The sequence below is a fragment of the Streptomyces sp. NPDC028907 genome, from assembly GCF_055564995.1.
In genome coordinates this window covers 649,550-665,406 of the sequence record NZ_JBVHVE010000001.1, presented here as the reverse complement: position 1 = coordinate 665,406, position 15,857 = coordinate 649,550, and the positions used below count along the sequence as shown (strand labels likewise).

Below are 15,857 nucleotides of genomic sequence, written 5' to 3'. Positions count from 1 at the left end.
GCGCCCACGCACAGCAGCCCGCCCGACCAGACGGACGTGCGCACGCCACGCCAGGCCGCGACGCCGCCCACATAGGTCTGGCCGAGCTGCGGGCCCACCGAGTACGACAGCAGTTCGATCCCGGCGAGCCGGCCACGCAGCTCGTCCGGGATCGTCTGGTTCCACATCACCCCGCGGAAGACGCCGCTGACCATGTCGGCCGCGCCGCCGACGGTCAGGAACAGCAGCACCAGCCATACGTTCCCCGAGACACCGGCCGCGGCGATGGCCGTGCCCCACAGCGCGGCCGACACGACGACGGCCCGCCCGTGCCGGTGCACCCGCGAGGTCCAGCCACTCGTCAGGCTCACCAGCATCGCGCCCGCCGGCACGGAGGCGTACATCAGACCCAGCGCCCAGGGGGCGTTCAACTCGTCAGCGAGGAAGGGCAGTACGGCCAGCGGCATCGCGAAGAGCATCGCCGCGATGTCGATGACGTACGTGCCGAGGAGTTCCTTGCGGCTCCAGGCGTAGCGGGCACCCTCGGCGATGGCCCTCAGCGACGGCTTGGCGGCCTCGTGTGAGGCGGGGGAGGGGGCGAGGCCGACGGCGAACAGGACGGACACGACGAAGGTCAGCAGGTCCGTGCCGTACGCCCAGCCGAGGCCCGCGTACGCGACGACCACGCCGGCCAGGGCCGGGCCCGCGACCCCGCCGACCTGCCAGCGCAGCGCGTTGAGCGAGGCGGCGGCCGGGAGGTGGTCGTGGGCCACGATCCGGGGCAACAGGGCGTCCAGGGCGGGGCGTTGGACCGAGACCAGCGCGGAGGACAGGGCGGCGACGACGTACAGCGGCCAGATCGCGGGGCTCGGCAGCAGCGCGTTGACCAGCAGCGCCGCGCTCAGCACCGCCTGCCCGGCCTCCGTCCACACGATCAGCTTCCGCTTGTCCAGCGCGTCGGCGAGCGCACCCCCGTACAGCCCGAACGCGATCAACGGCACCAACTCCACGGCCCCGATCGCCCCGACCGCCGCTGCCGACCCGGTGAGCTCCTTGATCTGCACGGGCAGCGCGACGAAGGTCAGGAAGCTGCCGAAGGAGGACACGAGCCCCGCCAGCCACAGCCGCCGGAAGTCGGCCGAGGCGCGCCAGGGGGCGAGGTCGGGGAGCACGGCACGGAGGTTCACGAGGGGTCATGGTCGGGGCGGGCAGGTGGCGGGGGCAACCGGATTTCGAGTGCTGACTGGCCGAGTGCGGGTTGTGTGGCCGGTCGCGCCCGCGCGGCGGCAGCCGCACATTCGACCGCCGGACGACAGAGCCCACCCCCCCATCCGGCGCGTCACCACTGCGGCGGTGGCGGCGCCGTCAATGACTCCGCCAGCCTGGACAGACGGTCCCGAAACCGCCCCCGCCCCCGCCCGGAGGGCACCCCGTTCTCGCCGGCCCCCGCGCTCACCAGATGCTGCACGGTGTCGAGGTCCAGCTCCCCGCCCTCCGGCACGGCCAGTGCCTCGTGGGCCATGGCCGTCAGCTCGCCCTCGCCGGTGCCGAGGGCCAACACCGTCGCGCCGGCCCGTCGCACGTCGTGCACCCGCTCCAGGAGCGGCGCCCCGGGCTCGTCCGGCGACACCACCAGCAGGGTCTCCCCGTGCCGTGCCGCCGCCAACCGGCCCAGCCCGACCGCCAGATGGGCCGGATCCGAGGGGCGCGCGGCATGTCGTACGAGTGTCGGGGCCAGCTCCGGCGTCCCCGACCACGCGGCCTCGTCCACCAGGTGGGCCGCGAGATGCCACGGCTCGTACTCCGGCGTGCCCACCACCAGCAGCCCGCCCCCGTGCGCCACAGCGGACGCCCGCAACGCCCCCGCGAACCGCCGGGTGGCCCCCAACCACTCGGTTCCGGCGAGTACTTCGCGCAGCAACGCGACCCGTACGGCATCCATGCGACCTCATCCTGCCCTGACCGACCACTCGTGACCGGGAGTTCACCCCGAATTCGCCCGGCACGGGGAAGCAGTGGGCCCCGGCGGCCATGGCGAGGAGTGCGACGATGACCGAGACCACTGTTCCCTTCCGTGCGGGGCAGGAGGGGTACGCCTCCTTCCGTATCCCGGCCGTCGTGGTCAGCGGTGCGGGCACGGTGCTCGCCTTCTGCGAGGGCCGGGTCGAGTCCGCGGCCGACCACGGCCACATCGACATCGTGCTGAAGCGGTCCGCGGACGGCGGCCGCACCTGGGGCCCGCTCAGAGTGGTCGCCGACAACAACTGGCACCTGGCCGGCAACCCCGCCCCCGTCGTCCTCGACACCGGCCGCATCCTGCTCGTCTACATCCGCAACCACGCCACCGCCACCGAGGCCGCCATCCTGCGCGGCGAGGTCGGCGACGCCGACGGCCGCCGGATCTGGGTGCGGTACAGCGACGACGACGGCGTCACCTGGTCGAGCTCGAAGGAGATCACCGCGCAGGTGAAGCGGCCGGGCTGGCGCTGGTACGCCACCACCCCCGGCCACGCGATCCAGCTGAGCACCGGCCGGGTCGTCGTCCCCGCCAACCACACGATCCCGCCCACCGGCGACGACATCGGCACCGAGGCCAGATACAACAGCGGGCACTGTCTCCTCAGCGACGACCGGGGCGTCACCTGGCGCATCGGCTACGTCGACGAGAACACCGACGGCTACGTCAACGTCAACGAGACCACCGCCGCCGAACTCCCCGACGGCCGTGTCTACTTCAACACCCGCAACGACTCCCCGTCCCCCGGCAACCGCGCCGACGCCCACTCCGCGGACGGCGGCGAGACCCTGGTCAAGCCCTTCCGCCCGCAGGCCGGCCTGTCCGCGCCCGTCTGCGAGGGCAGCGTCCTCCAGCTCCGCGACCCCGACGTCCTGCTCTTCTCCGGCCCCGCCGACCCCGCCGCCCGCGCCCTGATGACCATCCGCGCCTCCACCGACGGCGGCCTCACCTGGCGGTCCGCGCACACGGTGAGCGGGCTGCCCGCCGCGTACTCGGACCTCGCACGGATCGACGACGCAACGGTCGGACTCCTCTACGAGACCGGCGACTTCGGCCCGTACGAGACCATCGCCTTCCGGCGGGTCCCCGTGACGGACCTCACCTGAGCCCCGGGGGAGGCAGGGGAAGTCGTCGAGTACGCCCACGTAAAGTCGGCCCATGACCTCTACCGACAGTGCACAGCAGCCCGCCGGGACCCCCGCCAAGGCCCCGGCCAAGGACCCCTGGGACCTCCCCGACGTCTCCGGGCTGGTCGTCGGCGTGCTCGGCGGGACCGGGCCGCAGGGCAAAGGCCTCGCCTACCGGCTCGCCATGGCCGGACAGAAGGTGATCATCGGTTCCCGGGCGGCCGACCGCGCCCGGGCCGCCGCCGACGAGCTCGGGCACGGTGTCGAGGGTGCCGACAACGCCGAGTGCGCGCGGCGCAGCGACATCGTGATCGTCGCCGTGCCGTGGGAGGGCCACGGCAAGACGCTTCAGTCCCTGCGCGAGGAACTGGCCGGCAAGCTGGTCGTCGACTGCGTCAACCCGCTCGGCTTCGACAAGAAGGGCGCCTACGCGCTCAAGCCGGAGGAGGGCAGCGCCGCCGAGCAGGCCGCCGCCCTGCTGCCGGACTCCCGGGTGACGGCCGCCTTCCACCATCTGTCGGCGGTGCTGCTCCAGGACCCGGAGATCGACGAGATCGACACCGATGTGATGGTGCTCGGCGAGGAGCGGGCGGACGTGGAGATCGTCCAGGCCCTGGCCGGCCGTATCCCCGGCATGCGCGGCATCTTCTCGGGCCGGCTGCGCAACGCCCACCAGGTGGAGTCGCTGGTGGCGAACCTGATCTCGGTGAACCGGCGCTACAAGGCACACGCGGGACTGCGCGTCACGGACGTATGAGCCGATGGGGGACACTGTCCGGGTAGCAGTGTCCCCCGAAGGAGCCGAGTGAAATGCCCCGCCTTGGTGTCTATGCCCTGATCGTCTGTGTGCTGGCCGTGGTCGCGGCCGTGGTCTCCTTCGCGCAGGGCAGCTGGCTGGGGATCGTGTGGGTGCTGCTCGCGGGGCTCTCGTCGAACATGACCTGGTACTACTTCAAGCGCGGCCGGGACGCCCGGAACGGCTCCGTCACCGGCTGACCGAGGTCACGCGCTCATCGAGCAGAGCTCGTTCGAGTCCCGCCAGAAGCGGAACAGGTCGTAGCCGCAGTACGTCTCGACGTCGCTGATGCCCAGGCCGCGCAGCACCGTGTCGATCACGTCGAAGAACGTGCTGTTGATCGACGGCACCCACAGCAGCGCGAACACGAACAGAAGGCCGAACGGGGCGAACGGCTCCACCTGGCGCTTGATCCGGTGCGACAGCCACGGCTCGATCACGCCGTAGCCGTCCAGGCCCGGGACCGGCAGGAAGTTCAGGATCGCCGCCGTGACCTGGAGCAGCGCGAGGAAGGCGAGCGCGAACCGGAAGTCCCGGGGGACGCCGTCCAGCGCGTCCAGCCAGAACGGGGCGGTGCACACGACGGCGAACAGCACGTTGGTCAGCGGCCCGGCGGCCGAGATCAGACTGTGCCGCCAGCGACCCCGGATCCGCCCGCGCTCGATGAAGACGGCGCCACCGGGGAGGCCGATGCCGCCCATGATCACGAAGATGACCGGGAGCACGATGCTGAGCAGCGCGTGTGTGTAGGCGAGAGGATTGAGGCTCAAGTAGCCCTTGGCTCCCACGGTGATGTCGCCCGAGTGCAGTGCGGTACGAGCGTGTGCGTACTCATGGAGACACAGGGAGACCACCCAGGCCGAGGTCACGAAGAGGAACACGGCTAGTCCCGGCGACGCGGCGAAGCCCGTCCACACCGCCCACCCGGTGACTGCCGTGACGGCGGTGATTCCTAGGAAGACAGGGCTGATCCGCTGTTCGCCGGTGCGAGAGGCGGTGGTCATGGGCGGACTCCTGGTACGTGGCGGTCGAGCCGAGGGAACCTCGACCGTGCCGGTTGATATGGGAACACAGAATCGTGTACCTGGGAGTTTCCCAGAGCCGGGGGCACGGGAGGGCGTAGGTCCCGGCAGTTGCAGGTGCTTGACCACGTCAAGAACTCCGCAAACCGTGATGCCGGCATGGACCAGATCGTCACCGATGGCGGTGACCCCCATGCTCAGCCGACGCTCGGCGAAGGGGGTACCGAGTGGTACGAACCGCCAGTGAACCGTATGGATCTTTCCTGGGCAGGAAGTGGTGCCGTCCGGCCTGCTCCACCACGCCGCACGGGAGAAACCCGGTGACCGTGCCCGAGGGCACCGGGGACAATGGGCCAGTGCGCTATCGCATCCTCGGCACCACGCAGGCATTCAGCCCCGACGGCACGGTCGTCCCGGTCGGCGGCGCACGGCTGCGTGCGCTGCTGACGGTGCTCGCACTGCGCCCCGGCCGCACCGTCCCCGCGGGCCTCCTGGTCGACGAGGTCTGGGCCGGCGACCCGCCCGCCGATGCCCCGGCCGCCCTGCAGGCTTTGGTCGGCCGCTTGCGCCGCGCCCTCGGGGCCGACGCCGTCGCCTCCGCGGAGGGCGGATACCGGCTCACCGCCCCGCCCGACGACATCGACCTGCACCGCTTCGAACGCCTCGTCGGCGAGGGCACGCGCGCGTTGGCCGACGGTGACCCGGCGAAGGCGGTCGTCGTCCTGGATGACGGCCTCGCCCTGTGGCGCGGCCCCGCCCTCGCCGACCTGCCCGACCGCACCGCCGAAGCGGCCCGCTGGGAGACCCGGCGCCTCGGCGCACTGCGCGCCCGCCACACCGCCGCCCTCGCGCTCGGCCACCCCGAACAGTCCCTGCCCGAGCTGGCCGCCCTGTGCGACACCCACCCCTTGGACGAACCTCTCCAGGCCCTGCGCCTGCGCGCCCTGCGCGACGCAGGTCGCACGGCGGAGGCGCTGGCCGCCTACGAGGACGTACGACGACTGCTGGCGGACCGGCTCGGTTCCGACCTGGGGCCTGAACTGCGCGCGCTGCATGGGGAGTTGCTTCGGCCAGGGGAGAGCGCGCACGGGGCGGAGGCCGGTCCGCGGGCGCATGACGGGCTCCGGCACGCCCACGGTGCGTCGGGTGCCGCCCGCGACGGCCAAGGGGCCTGGCCGCGCGGCGACTCCGACGCGGGGGCCCGCCGTCCGGCGTTCGCGGGTGCGGGTGCGTCCGGCAAGTCGGCTGGTGCGGGCACGGGCGCGTCCGGCGGCGGGCCGGAGTGGGACGGGGTCGGTGGGGCGAAGGGTGCCGCGCAGGTCGGGGGTGGGGGCGGTGCGGGCAACCTCCGCGCCCGTCTCACCTCCTTCGTCGGTCGTGAAGCCGACATCGAGGCCATCCGCGGTGATCTCACCACCACCCGGCTCGTCACCCTGCTCGGCCCCGGCGGCGCCGGGAAGACGCGGCTGTCGCAGGAGGCCGCCGAGAGCGTGCGGGACTGCGCGCCGGACGGGGTGTGGCTGGCCGAGCTCGCGCCGGTCGATGTCCCCGACGGGGTGCCGGAGGCCGTCCTCACCGCTGTCGGGGCCCGCGAGACCGTGCTCTACGGCGCCGGCGCCGAGGCCATGCGCGCCGGGTCGGAGCGGCACGACGACCCCGTCGAGCGGCTCGCCGAGCACTTCGGCAAGCGCCGGATCCTGCTGATCCTCGACAACTGCGAGCATGTCGTCGAGGCCGCCGCCCGTCTCGTGGCGGAGCTGCTGGAGCGCTGCCCGGAGCTGACGGTGCTGGCCACCAGCCGGGAACCCCTCGGCGTACCGGGGGAGTTGCTGCGCCCCGTCGAGCCGTTGCCGGAGCCCGTCGCGCTGCGGCTGCTCGCCGACCGGGGCGCGGCCGCCCGGCCCGGCTTCCGCGTCGACGCCGACGACGAGACCGCGGCGGCCTGCGTGGAGATCTGCCGGCGTCTCGACGGCCTCCCGCTCGCCATCGAGCTCGCCGCCGCCCGGCTGCGCATGCTGACGGCACGCCAGATCGCCGACCGGCTCGACGACCGCTTCCGCCTCCTCACCTCCGGCAGCCGGACCGTCCGGCCCCGTCAGCAGACCCTCCGGGCGGTCGTCGACTGGTCCTGGGAACTGCTGAACGAGGACGAACGGGAGGTGCTGCGGCGGCTGTCCGTCTTCGCGGGCGGCTGTGACCTCACGGCCGCCGAGGCCGTCTGCGGGCCCGCCGCCCTCGACACGCTCGGCTCCCTCGTCGACAAGTCCCTCGTGGTGGCCGCCCCGTCGGCGGACGGCGCGATGCGCTACCGGCTGCTGGAGACCGTCGCCGAGTACGCCGGCGAGCGCCTCGACGAGACGGGACGGCGTCAGCGGGCGGAGCGGGCGCATCTGACGTACTACCGCGAACTCGCCCGCGCCACCGACCCGTTGCTGCGCGGCCCCGGCCAGCTCGCCGCCATCGGGCGCCTGGAACGCGAGTACGAGAACCTGCGGATCGCCCTGCGCCACGCCGTCGCCGACCGCGACGAGCAGGAGGCACTGTGCCTGGTCCTTTCGCTGTCCTGGTACTGGCAGATGCGCGATCTGCGGATCGAGGCGCGCAACTGGTCCCGTGAGGTGCACGCCCTCGGCCCGGACCCGTTCGCCGAGCCGGTCCGTCGCGCGCGCCCGGTGCGGGAGCGGTGCACGGACACCCCGCCGCCGTGGACGGGAGAGGTCCTCCAAGAGGCCCGGCGCGGAGTCCATCTCGTGCACCTGGCCTGCATGGACACCGAACTGGACGCCTGGCAGACCCCCGGCGCGCAGGCCAAACTGCGCACCATCGCCGCCACCTACGAGCCGGGCATGCCGCAGACCTGCCGGCTCCCCGGCTCGCTGTGGTTCTTCGCCGTCATGCTGACCGGGGACATGGAGCGGCTGCGGGAGGTCGTCGACGCCACCGTCCGCACCTCCCGCGAGACGCCCGGATACGACTGGGAGCTCGCCGCGAGCCTGCACGCACGTGCCAACCTGCTCGCCAACCGCAGCGACTGGGCGGGCGACGCCACCCGCGACGCCGACGAGGCGCTGGAGATCTACGAGCGCCTCGGGGACCTGTGGGGCACCGCCGAGGCCCTCGCCGCGCGCGCCGAGGCATGCGAACGCAGGGGCGAGTGGGAGTCCGCCGCCGCCGACTACGAGGCGGCGATCGAGCGCGCCGGACGGCTCGGCGCCCGCGCCCAGATCTCGGTCCTGAACGCCCGCCTCGGCAACGCGCTGATGGAGGCCGGCGCGACCGGGCGCGGAGAACGCCTGCTGCGCGAGGTGATCGTCTGCCGGGACGGCGCGCGCAACGAGGCGATGCCGGCCGCCCGGATGTTCCTCGCCGGCCACCTCGGTATGACCGGCCGCATCCCCGAGGCGCGGGAGCAACTCCGGCTGCTGCGCGAACAGTTCTCCGTCGCCAGCTTCGTCATCTTCGACGCGTTCATTCTCGGCTCGGAGGCCTGGCTCGAAGCCGTCGACGCGTGCTACGAGGAGTGCCTGGTCAAGGTCCGCCGGGCCCTGGAGCAGGCCGGGGACCCGCTGTCCCTGGCCATCGCGCCCGGCATGCGCACCCTGTTGCTGCACATCGCCGGCCACGCCCTCGCCGGCCTGGACGATGGCGGGCGCGCCCGCGTCGGCGCCCTCTGCGTCGGTGCCGGCGACGCGCTGCTGCCGCCCGCCCATGTCCCGACGCGCATGGAACGCGAGACCCGCGCGCGGGCCACCCGCGAACTGCGCGCGGTACTCGGGGACGCGGCCTACGAGTCGGCGTACGCCGAGGGCGGCGGCCTCTCCCCCGAGGAGGCCGCCGCCCTCGTCTGACGCGCACCGACACCCCGGCGGGCGTCAGCTCTTCGTCCGGAACTTGTGGATCGCGACCGGCGCCATCACCGCCGTGATCGCCACCGACCAGCCGAGCGTCACCCACAGGTCGTGCGCGACCGGCCCGCCCACCATCAGGCCGCGCGCGGCGTCCGCGAGCGTGGACAGCGGGTTGTAGTCGGTGAAGGCCCGCAGCCAGCCCGGCATCGTGGTCGTCGGCGCGAAGATCGACGAGCCGAACTGGAGCGGGAACAGCACCAGGAAGCCCATCGCCTGCACGGACTGCGCGTTCTTCAGGATCACGCCGAGGGTGAGGAACACCCACATGATCGACGAGGCGAACGCCGTGGACAGGGCCACCGTCGCGAACAGGCCGGGCCAGTTGGTGATGTCGAACCCGACCGCCACGGCGACGATCATCAGTACGGCGGTCGCGAACAGCATCCGCAGCAGCTCCACCGAGATCTTCGCGAAGAGCACCGAGCCGCGTCCGATCGGCAGGGACCGGAAGCGGTCCATGACACCGGAGTTGAAGTCCTGGCTGAAGCCGGTGCCGACGCCCTGGGACAGCGTCATGCTCATCATCGCGATCATGCCGGGGATCACGTACTGCACGTACCGCTCCTGCCCGCCGCCGAGCGCCTGCCCGATCGAGCCGCCGAAGACGAACACGAACAGCAGGGTGAAGATGACCGGCATCAGCAGCGCGTCGGCCATCGACTCCGGGTCCTGCCGGATCCACAGCAGATTGCGGCGGACGAGGGCGCCGGTGTGCCGCAGATGGGCGCGCAGGGTGATGCGGGCGTCGTCCGTGGGAGCGGGAGGGGTGATGATGGTGGCGCTCATACGGCGACCTCCTCGCGGGCGTCGGCGGGCGGGGCGTCCTGCGGGGCACTGGCGCGGTGGCCGGTGAGGGACAGGAACACCTCGTCCAGGCTGGGCAGTTCGGTGGTGATGGAGGCGAGCGTGACGCCCTGCGCGGTGAGCGCGCCGACGATGGCGGTGAGCTGCTCGTCGCTGAGCACCGGGACGAGCAGGGTGCCGGCCTCGGTGTCCACGGTGGTGGTGGCGAGCCCGGTGATGCCGAGATCGTCGAGGTAGGCGGCGAGGGGCCGCAGCTGGAGGGCGTCGGCCGGCCGGATCCGCAGCGTCCGCCCGCCGACCTTGGCCTTCAGCTCCTCGATGCCGCCGCCCGCGATGACCTTGCCCCGGTCGACGACGGTCAGCTCGGAGGCGAGCTGCTCGGCCTCCTCCATGTACTGGGTGGTCAGCAGCACGGTCACACCGTCCCCCACCATGGCCTTGACCTCGTCCCACACCTCGTTGCGGGTGCGCGGGTCAAGGCCGGTGGTCGGCTCGTCCAGGAAGAGCACGGCGGGCCGCCCGATCATGGACGCGGCCAGGTCGAGCCGCCGCCGCATGCCACCGGAGTACGTGCTGGCGGGCCGCTTGGCCGCGTCGGTCAGCGAGAACCGCTCCAGCAGCTCATCGGCACGCGCGCGTGCGTCCTTCCGCGGCAGATCGAGCAGCCGCCCGATCAGATACAGGTTCTCCCACCCGGGAAGCTTCTCGTCCACGGAGGCGTACTGCCCGGTCAGCCCGATCACCCGCCGCAACTGCCGAGGCTGCCGTACGACGTCGTACCCGGCGACGACGGCCTTCCCGGCGTCCGGCGCGAGCAGCGTGGACAGGATCCGCACCAGGGTGGTCTTCCCGGCCCCGTTCGGCCCGAGCACCCCCATCACGGTGCCCTCGCGCACCTCCAGATCCACGCCGTCCAGCGCCTTGGTCTCGCCGTAGTGCTTGACCAACCCCCGCACCGAGACGGCCGTGCTCGCACCGCCCGGCTTCTTGTCGATTCGCGTCATGGCCCCGACGGTGCCACCCCCCACCGACAAACCACCGACACCCCACCGACAAACGCCCGAGCAGCAACGCCCCAAAGGGGCGCGGGGAACTGCGCGACCAGCCACGACGGCGCAGCACCCGACAACCCACACACCGCGGCAAATCCGTAGTCGCGCCCTTACCGGAAGGCGTCAGTACCGAACAGCCTCGGCGTGCTCCGGAACATGCCCCGCGACGACACGCTCCCGCGCCCCCAGCGGAGCGCCCAGCGGAGCGCGCCGCCGATCCACCGCGTACGCGACGGAAGCGACCCCGAGTCCGAGCACCGCAAGCGCGGAGCCCACCAGCGCCGGAGACGTCACACCGAACCCGGCCGCGAGGGCGAGGCCACCGACCCACGCGCCGCCGGCGTTCGCGAGGTTGAAGGCGGCCTGGTTGGCGGAGGAGGCGAGGGACGGGGCCGACGAGGCCTTCTCCATCACCATCAGGTTGAGCGGGGAGCCGGTCACGAAGGCCGCCATGCCGAGCAGCGTCACCGCCAGGGCCGCGCTCCACGCCGTCGTCATCAGCAGCGGGAACAGGGCCAGCACCGCGGCGAGGGACAGCAGGCCCCCGAACAGTGTCCTGCGCATCGAGTGGTCCGCCAGGCGTCCGCCCAGCAGGTTGCCGACGGTCGCGCCCACCCCGAACAGCGCCAGCAGCAGCGTCACGCTGGCGTCGGCGTACCCGGCGGCGTCGGTCAGCATCGGCGTGATGTAGCTGTACGCGGCGAAGAGCGCGCCGAAGCCCGCGACCGTAGTTCCGAGCGCCAGCCACACCGGCAGCGAACGCAGGGCGGCCAACTCGCCGCGCAGGCCGGCCGGCGGGGCGGCGGCGTGTGCCTCGCCGCGCGGGATGAGCAGGGCCAGCGCCGCCATCGCGGCCAGGCCGATCGTGCTCACGCCGAGGAAGGTCGCCCGCCAGCCCAGGTGCTGCCCCATCAGCGTGGCCACCGGGACGCCGGCGACGTTGGCCATCGTCAGGCCCAGGAACATCAGCGACACGGAGCGGGCCTTGCGTTCCGGCGCGACCATGCCGGTCGCCACGACCGCGCCGACCCCGAAGAAGGCGCCGTGCGGCAGACCGCTCAGGAAGCGGGCGGCCACCAGCCAGTCGTAGGTCGGGGCGAACGCCGACAGGGCGTTGCCCGCGACGAACAGGGCCATGAGGCCGATCAGGACCGTGCGGCGGGGCATCCGGGCCGTGACCGCCGCCAGCAGCGGGGCGCCGATGACGACGCCGAGCGCGTACGCCGAGACCAGGTGCCCGGCGGTGGGGATCGAGATGTCCAGGTCGTTCGCGACTTCGGGCAGGAGGCCCATCATCACGAACTCGGTCGTACCTATGCCGAAGGCGCCGACGGCCAGGGCGAGCAGGGCCAGGGGCATGAAAAGAGCCTGTGCCTTTCAGGGGGTCGAGAGCGTGGTTCCGTACCTTGTATGTTCAGTTACGGAACAAAGCCTCTCAGGCCCAGTATTCCGGCAGCTGACGATCAGGTTGCCGAAACCCGTCCGCGCGCGGCCGGCCACCCGCCCACCACGGGCTGACCAGGGGTTTTCACGAGCGCGTCAGGACGCGGATGTGTCGACCTTCACACGCGCCGCCACCGGCAGATGGTCGCTCCCGGTCTCCGGCAGCGTCCACGAGCTCATGGGTTCGACGCCCTTCACCATGATCTGGTCGATCCGCGCCATCGGGAACGACGCCGGCCAGCTGAACCCCATCCCGCTGCCGGAGGCGCCCTGCGTGGAACGCATCTGGGCGGTGACGGCGCGCAGCGCGCGGTCGTTCATCGTGCCGTTCAGGTCGCCGAGCAGGACGACCTTGCGCACCGGCTCGTCGGCGATGGCCTCACCCAGTGCGTCGGCGCTCTTGTCACGCTGCCGGGCGGTGAAACCGGCCTCCACCTTCACCCGCACCGACGGCAGATGGGCGACGTACACCGCGACCTGCCCGGCCGGCGTGGCCACCGCGGCCCGCATGGCGCGGGTCCAGCCCAGCTGGATGTCGACGGGCTTGACGCCGCTCAGCGGGTACTTGCTCCACAGCCCGACGGTGCCCTGCACCGTGTGGTACCTGTACGTCGACGCCAGCGCCTTCTCGTACGTCGGGACCGCCCCGGCCGTCAGCTCCTCCAGCGCCACGACGTCGGCGCCGGAGGCGGCCACGTCCTTGGCGGTGCCGGCCGGATCGGCGTTGTCGGCGTTGACGTTGTGCGTGGCCACCGTCAGGTCGCCGCCGGTGCCGGTCTTGTCGCTGAGCTGGCCGCCGAAGAGGTTCAGCCACACGACCGCCGGGAGCAGCACGGCGATGAGCGCGGTGGCGGACCTGCGCACCAGGGCCAGCAGAAGCAGCACCGGGACGCACAGGCCCAGCCAGGGCAGGAACGTCTCGGTCAGGCTGCCGAGGTTGCCGATCGCGTTCGGGATCTTCGCGTGCAGCCCCATCACCAGGGCGAGGATCGCCGCGAGCGCGGCCAGCACGATCCCGCGACGCCAGATGCGCGGATCGCCGCGCCAGCCCGCCGCCAGGCCCTTCAGGCGGTTCGTCAGGCGCCGAAGCCCAGATTCCCGGCGCTCGGGCCCCGAGCCGCCGTTGTCCGTCTCCGTCACGTACGCCTGCTGCGCCATACCGTCGCCTCACTACCTGCCGTGCACTCCGTCGTCCCCCCGCGCCCACAGAAACCCTAGGGGATGATCGGCTCCGTTCATGCCGTACTCATGACGGCCGTACGGGGGCGAGGACGTACAAGTTGCCTTCGCAAGTTCCGGCTGCGGCGGGGGAAAGCGCGCTCTGTGACGAAACGCGCACATGCGAGCTACGGGGTGCGCGAACTGACGGGCCGTAGACCTACGAGCACGGCGTCGACCATCTGCTCCGCGAGCCCTTCCGGGAGGTCGGCGTCCGGTCGCATGACGGCACGCACCAGCATCGGGCCGAAGATCATGTCGTTGATCACGTCGACGTCGAGGTCCGTGCGCAACTCGCCGTTGGCCTGCCCGCGGCGCAGGATCGCGTGCTGCTTGCGGCGGCGCGGCTCGACGACGATCGCGTGGTAGGCGTCCCAGATCTTCGGCGTGCTCTTCATCTGGGCGATGACGTTGTGCAGCAGCATCGACGAACGGGTCAGCAGACCGCGCTGGCGCAACTGCTCCAGCAGCGCCACGAGGTCGTCGCGCATGGAGGTGCCGGGCAGTTCGGGGTCCGGGGGCTCGGCGGTGCGCACGACGTCGACGAAGAGCTCCTCCTTGCCGCTCCAGCGACGGTAGATGGTGGCCTTGCCGACGCCCGCGGTCCGGGCGATGCGCTCGATGGAGAGGTCCGCGAGCGGCACGCCGTCCTCCAGCAGCTTCAGGATGCCCTCCATGATGGCCCGTTCCACGGCCTCGCTGCGGGGGCGGCCCCTGACCGGGCCGTCGTGCCGGGGGTGGCTGTCGGCGAGGCTCACTTGGTCTCGGTCCTTTCCGTGGGCTGTGCTGATTGTCCCCCCGGTTCTCCTCCCGGTACGACAGGTCCCGCACGCGGCGTCGACGACGGCCCCGCCCGCCGCTACTCGGTGGACGCCAACTCCCGCTTTTCCTCGTCCTCCTGAGACGTCGTCGGCCGCCCCGGCAGGCACAGCGCCACGACCACCGCGCCGAGCACCGCGACGCCCGCGCCCCACAGCGCCGTGACGTGCATGGAGTGCAGGAAGGCGTCGTGGGCCGCGCCGACGAGGGACTCGCCCTTCGGGCCGAGCCGGTCCGCGAAGCCGAGCGTGGCCTCGATGGACTCGCCCGCGGTGTGCCGTACGCCCTCCGGCAGCACCGTGAGCCGGTCCTCGATGCCGCCTCGGTAGGCCGTCGACATGACGGAGCCGAGGACGGCGATGCCGAGCGCGCCGCCGACCTGGCGGAAGGTGTTGCTGAGGGCGGAGGCGGAGCCGGCCTTCTCGCGGGGCAGCGCCTGCATGATGACGACGCTGACCGGGGTCATGATGTGCGCCATCGCGGCGCCCATCAGGAAGAAGACGACCTCCAGCAGCCAGATCGGCGTGTCCGCCTCGAACGTGGCGAACGCGGCCAGGGTCAGCGCGATCAGCAGCATGGCGCCGGTGGTCGTGGCGCGGTTGCCGAACCGGTCGACGACGAGCCGGGCACGCGGCGCGAAGACCATCTGCGCGGCGGCGAGCGGCAGCATCAGCAGACCGGTCTCCAGCGGCGAGTAGCCGCGCACGCTCTGGGTGTAGAAGACCGAGAAGAACGTCACGCCCATCAGCGCGAAGAAGACCAGCGCGATGACGCCGATCGCGGCCGAGAAGACCTTGTTGCGGAAGTACGTGACGTCGATGGACGGATGGTCGCTGCGCTTCTCGAACATCACGAAGGCGGCGAGTACGGCGAGACCGGCGGCGATGGTCGCGAGGACCGTGGCGTCCGTGAAGTCGGCGAGCTGGCCGCCCTTGATGATGCCGTAGACGAGCAGGACGAGCCCGACGACGGAGAGCACGACGCCGATCGGGTCGATGCGGCCGGGGCTGGGGTCGCGGGAGTCCGGGACCAGCCACAGCATCAGCGCGAGCGCGAGCAGCACGATCGGCACGTTGACGAGGAAGACGGACCCCCACCAGAAGTGGTCGAGCAGTACCCCGCCGGTGATCGGCCCGATGGCGATGGCGAGTCCGACGCCGCCCGCCCAGATGCCGATGGCCTTGGGCTGCTCGTCGCGCTCGAAGACGTTCATGAGGACGGCGAGGGTGGCCGGCATCACGAAGGCGGCACCGAGGCCCATCACCGCGCGGAAGGCGATCAGCTCGCCGGGCGAGCCGGAGAACGCGGCGAGGGCGGAGCCGATGCCGAACACCGCGAGCCCGCCCAGCAGGACCTTCTTGCGGCCGAGCCGGTCACCCAGGATGCCCGCGCTGAACAGCAGTCCGGCGAAGACGAGCGTGTAGGCGTTGATCGCCCACTCCAGCTCGCTCTGGGTGGCGCCCAGGCCGGTCGGCGCCGGGGTCGAGATGGTCTTGATGGCGACGTTGAGGATGGAGTTGTCGAGGACGACGATCAGCAGGCTCAGCATCAGCACGCCGAGGATCGCCCAGCGGCGCCGGTGCACGGCTTCCGGTATGCGGGGGGCTGTGGCGGCGGGAGAAGTCATGCTGCCGAACGTACCTGATTTACGATACGGAACCGTCTCGTATCG

13 protein-coding genes are annotated in these 15,857 nt (G+C 72.1%); 4 read left to right on the top strand and 9 right to left on the bottom strand.

Annotated features, from left to right (window positions below):
* A partial coding sequence (locus tag ACZ4UU_RS02990) for an MFS transporter (RefSeq protein ID WP_468036141.1) occupies window positions 1-1,166 on the bottom strand: 1,166 nt, incomplete at its 3' end.
* A 152-nt stretch (window positions 1,167-1,318) separates the two neighbouring features.
* The gene (locus ACZ4UU_RS02985; RefSeq protein WP_468036140.1) at window positions 1,319-1,921 is read right to left on the bottom strand and encodes a hypothetical protein; all 603 of its coding nucleotides are present in this window, start codon (window positions 1,919-1,921) and stop codon (window positions 1,319-1,321) included.
* A 107-nt stretch (window positions 1,922-2,028) separates the two neighbouring features.
* On the opposite strand from ACZ4UU_RS02985, the gene ACZ4UU_RS02980 reads away from it, so the two are divergent.
* From ACZ4UU_RS02980 to ACZ4UU_RS02970, 3 genes are read left to right on the top strand one after another with little or no spacing between them, the layout of a single operon-like run.
* The gene (locus tag ACZ4UU_RS02980; protein WP_468036139.1) at window positions 2,029-3,102 is read left to right on the top strand and encodes a sialidase family protein; all 1,074 of its coding nucleotides are present in this window, start codon (window positions 2,029-2,031) and stop codon (window positions 3,100-3,102) included.
* 52 nt (window positions 3,103-3,154) lie between these two features.
* Window positions 3,155-3,880 carry an NADPH-dependent F420 reductase gene (gene npdG / locus ACZ4UU_RS02975; protein ID WP_468036138.1) on the top strand — a complete coding sequence of 242 codons (726 nt, stop codon included), beginning with the start codon at window positions 3,155-3,157 and terminating at the stop codon, window positions 3,878-3,880.
* 53 nt (window positions 3,881-3,933) lie between these two features.
* Complete coding sequence (locus ACZ4UU_RS02970; RefSeq protein ID WP_468036137.1) at window positions 3,934-4,119, top strand: hypothetical protein; 186 nt, start codon at window positions 3,934-3,936, stop codon at window positions 4,117-4,119.
* 6 nt (window positions 4,120-4,125) lie between these two features.
* Here the strand turns inward: ACZ4UU_RS02970 and ACZ4UU_RS02965 are convergent, their stop codons facing one another.
* Window positions 4,126-4,923: a site-2 protease family protein gene (locus tag ACZ4UU_RS02965; RefSeq protein WP_468036136.1), complete on the bottom strand. Its 798-nt coding sequence runs from the start codon at window positions 4,921-4,923 to the stop codon at window positions 4,126-4,128.
* A 374-nt stretch (window positions 4,924-5,297) separates the two neighbouring features.
* Here ACZ4UU_RS02965 and ACZ4UU_RS02960 point away from each other — a divergent pair, with 374 nt between their 5' ends.
* Window positions 5,298-8,789 carry an AfsR/SARP family transcriptional regulator gene (locus ACZ4UU_RS02960; RefSeq protein WP_468036135.1) on the top strand — a complete coding sequence of 1,164 codons (3,492 nt, stop codon included), beginning with the start codon at window positions 5,298-5,300 and terminating at the stop codon, window positions 8,787-8,789.
* Window positions 8,790-8,813: 24 nt separating this feature from the next.
* Here the strand turns inward: ACZ4UU_RS02960 and ACZ4UU_RS02955 are convergent, their stop codons facing one another.
* From ACZ4UU_RS02955 to ACZ4UU_RS02930, 6 genes are all read right to left on the bottom strand, one after another.
* Window positions 8,814-9,635: an ABC transporter permease gene (locus tag ACZ4UU_RS02955; protein ID WP_468036134.1), complete on the bottom strand. Its 822-nt coding sequence runs from the start codon at window positions 9,633-9,635 to the stop codon at window positions 8,814-8,816.
* Window positions 9,632-10,657: an ATP-binding cassette domain-containing protein gene (locus ACZ4UU_RS02950; protein WP_468036133.1), complete on the bottom strand. Its 1,026-nt coding sequence runs from the start codon at window positions 10,655-10,657 to the stop codon at window positions 9,632-9,634. Before ACZ4UU_RS02950 ends, ACZ4UU_RS02955 begins: the two co-directional genes overlap by 4 nt.
* Before the next feature lie 171 nt (window positions 10,658-10,828).
* The gene (locus ACZ4UU_RS02945) at window positions 10,829-12,064 is read right to left on the bottom strand and encodes an MFS transporter (RefSeq protein ID WP_468036132.1); all 1,236 of its coding nucleotides are present in this window, start codon (window positions 12,062-12,064) and stop codon (window positions 10,829-10,831) included.
* Between the two features lie 180 nt (window positions 12,065-12,244).
* The gene (locus ACZ4UU_RS02940; protein WP_468036131.1) at window positions 12,245-13,306 is read right to left on the bottom strand and encodes an endonuclease/exonuclease/phosphatase family protein; all 1,062 of its coding nucleotides are present in this window, start codon (window positions 13,304-13,306) and stop codon (window positions 12,245-12,247) included.
* Window positions 13,307-13,494: 188 nt separating this feature from the next.
* Window positions 13,495-14,124 carry a TetR/AcrR family transcriptional regulator gene (locus tag ACZ4UU_RS02935; RefSeq protein ID WP_468036130.1) on the bottom strand — a complete coding sequence of 210 codons (630 nt, stop codon included), beginning with the start codon at window positions 14,122-14,124 and terminating at the stop codon, window positions 13,495-13,497.
* A gap of 101 nt (window positions 14,125-14,225) precedes the next feature.
* Window positions 14,226-15,812: an MFS transporter gene (locus ACZ4UU_RS02930; protein ID WP_468036129.1), complete on the bottom strand. Its 1,587-nt coding sequence runs from the start codon at window positions 15,810-15,812 to the stop codon at window positions 14,226-14,228.
* Window positions 15,813-15,857: the final 45 nt, after the last annotated feature.

Bases quoted from the DNA above. Each gene is read 5' to 3' on its own strand.
- ACZ4UU_RS02985 (WP_468036140.1), bottom strand. From the start codon at position 1,921: ATGGATGCCGTACGGGTCGCGTTGCTGCGCGAAGTACTCGCCGGAACC.
- ACZ4UU_RS02980 (WP_468036139.1), top strand. From the start codon at position 2,029: ATGACCGAGACCACTGTTCCCTTCCGTGCGGGGCAGGAGGGGTACGCC.
- npdG (WP_468036138.1), top strand. From the start codon at position 3,155: ATGACCTCTACCGACAGTGCACAGCAGCCCGCCGGGACCCCCGCCAAG.
- ACZ4UU_RS02970 (WP_468036137.1), top strand. From the start codon at position 3,934: ATGCCCCGCCTTGGTGTCTATGCCCTGATCGTCTGTGTGCTGGCCGTG.
- ACZ4UU_RS02965 (WP_468036136.1), bottom strand. From the start codon at position 4,923: ATGACCACCGCCTCTCGCACCGGCGAACAGCGGATCAGCCCTGTCTTC.
- ACZ4UU_RS02955 (WP_468036134.1), bottom strand. From the start codon at position 9,635: ATGAGCGCCACCATCATCACCCCTCCCGCTCCCACGGACGACGCCCGC.
- ACZ4UU_RS02950 (WP_468036133.1), bottom strand. From the start codon at position 10,657: ATGACGCGAATCGACAAGAAGCCGGGCGGTGCGAGCACGGCCGTCTCG.
- ACZ4UU_RS02945 (WP_468036132.1), bottom strand. From the start codon at position 12,064: ATGCCCCTGGCCCTGCTCGCCCTGGCCGTCGGCGCCTTCGGCATAGGT.
- ACZ4UU_RS02940 (WP_468036131.1), bottom strand. From the start codon at position 13,306: ATGGCGCAGCAGGCGTACGTGACGGAGACGGACAACGGCGGCTCGGGG.
- ACZ4UU_RS02930 (WP_468036129.1), bottom strand. From the start codon at position 15,812: ATGACTTCTCCCGCCGCCACAGCCCCCCGCATACCGGAAGCCGTGCAC.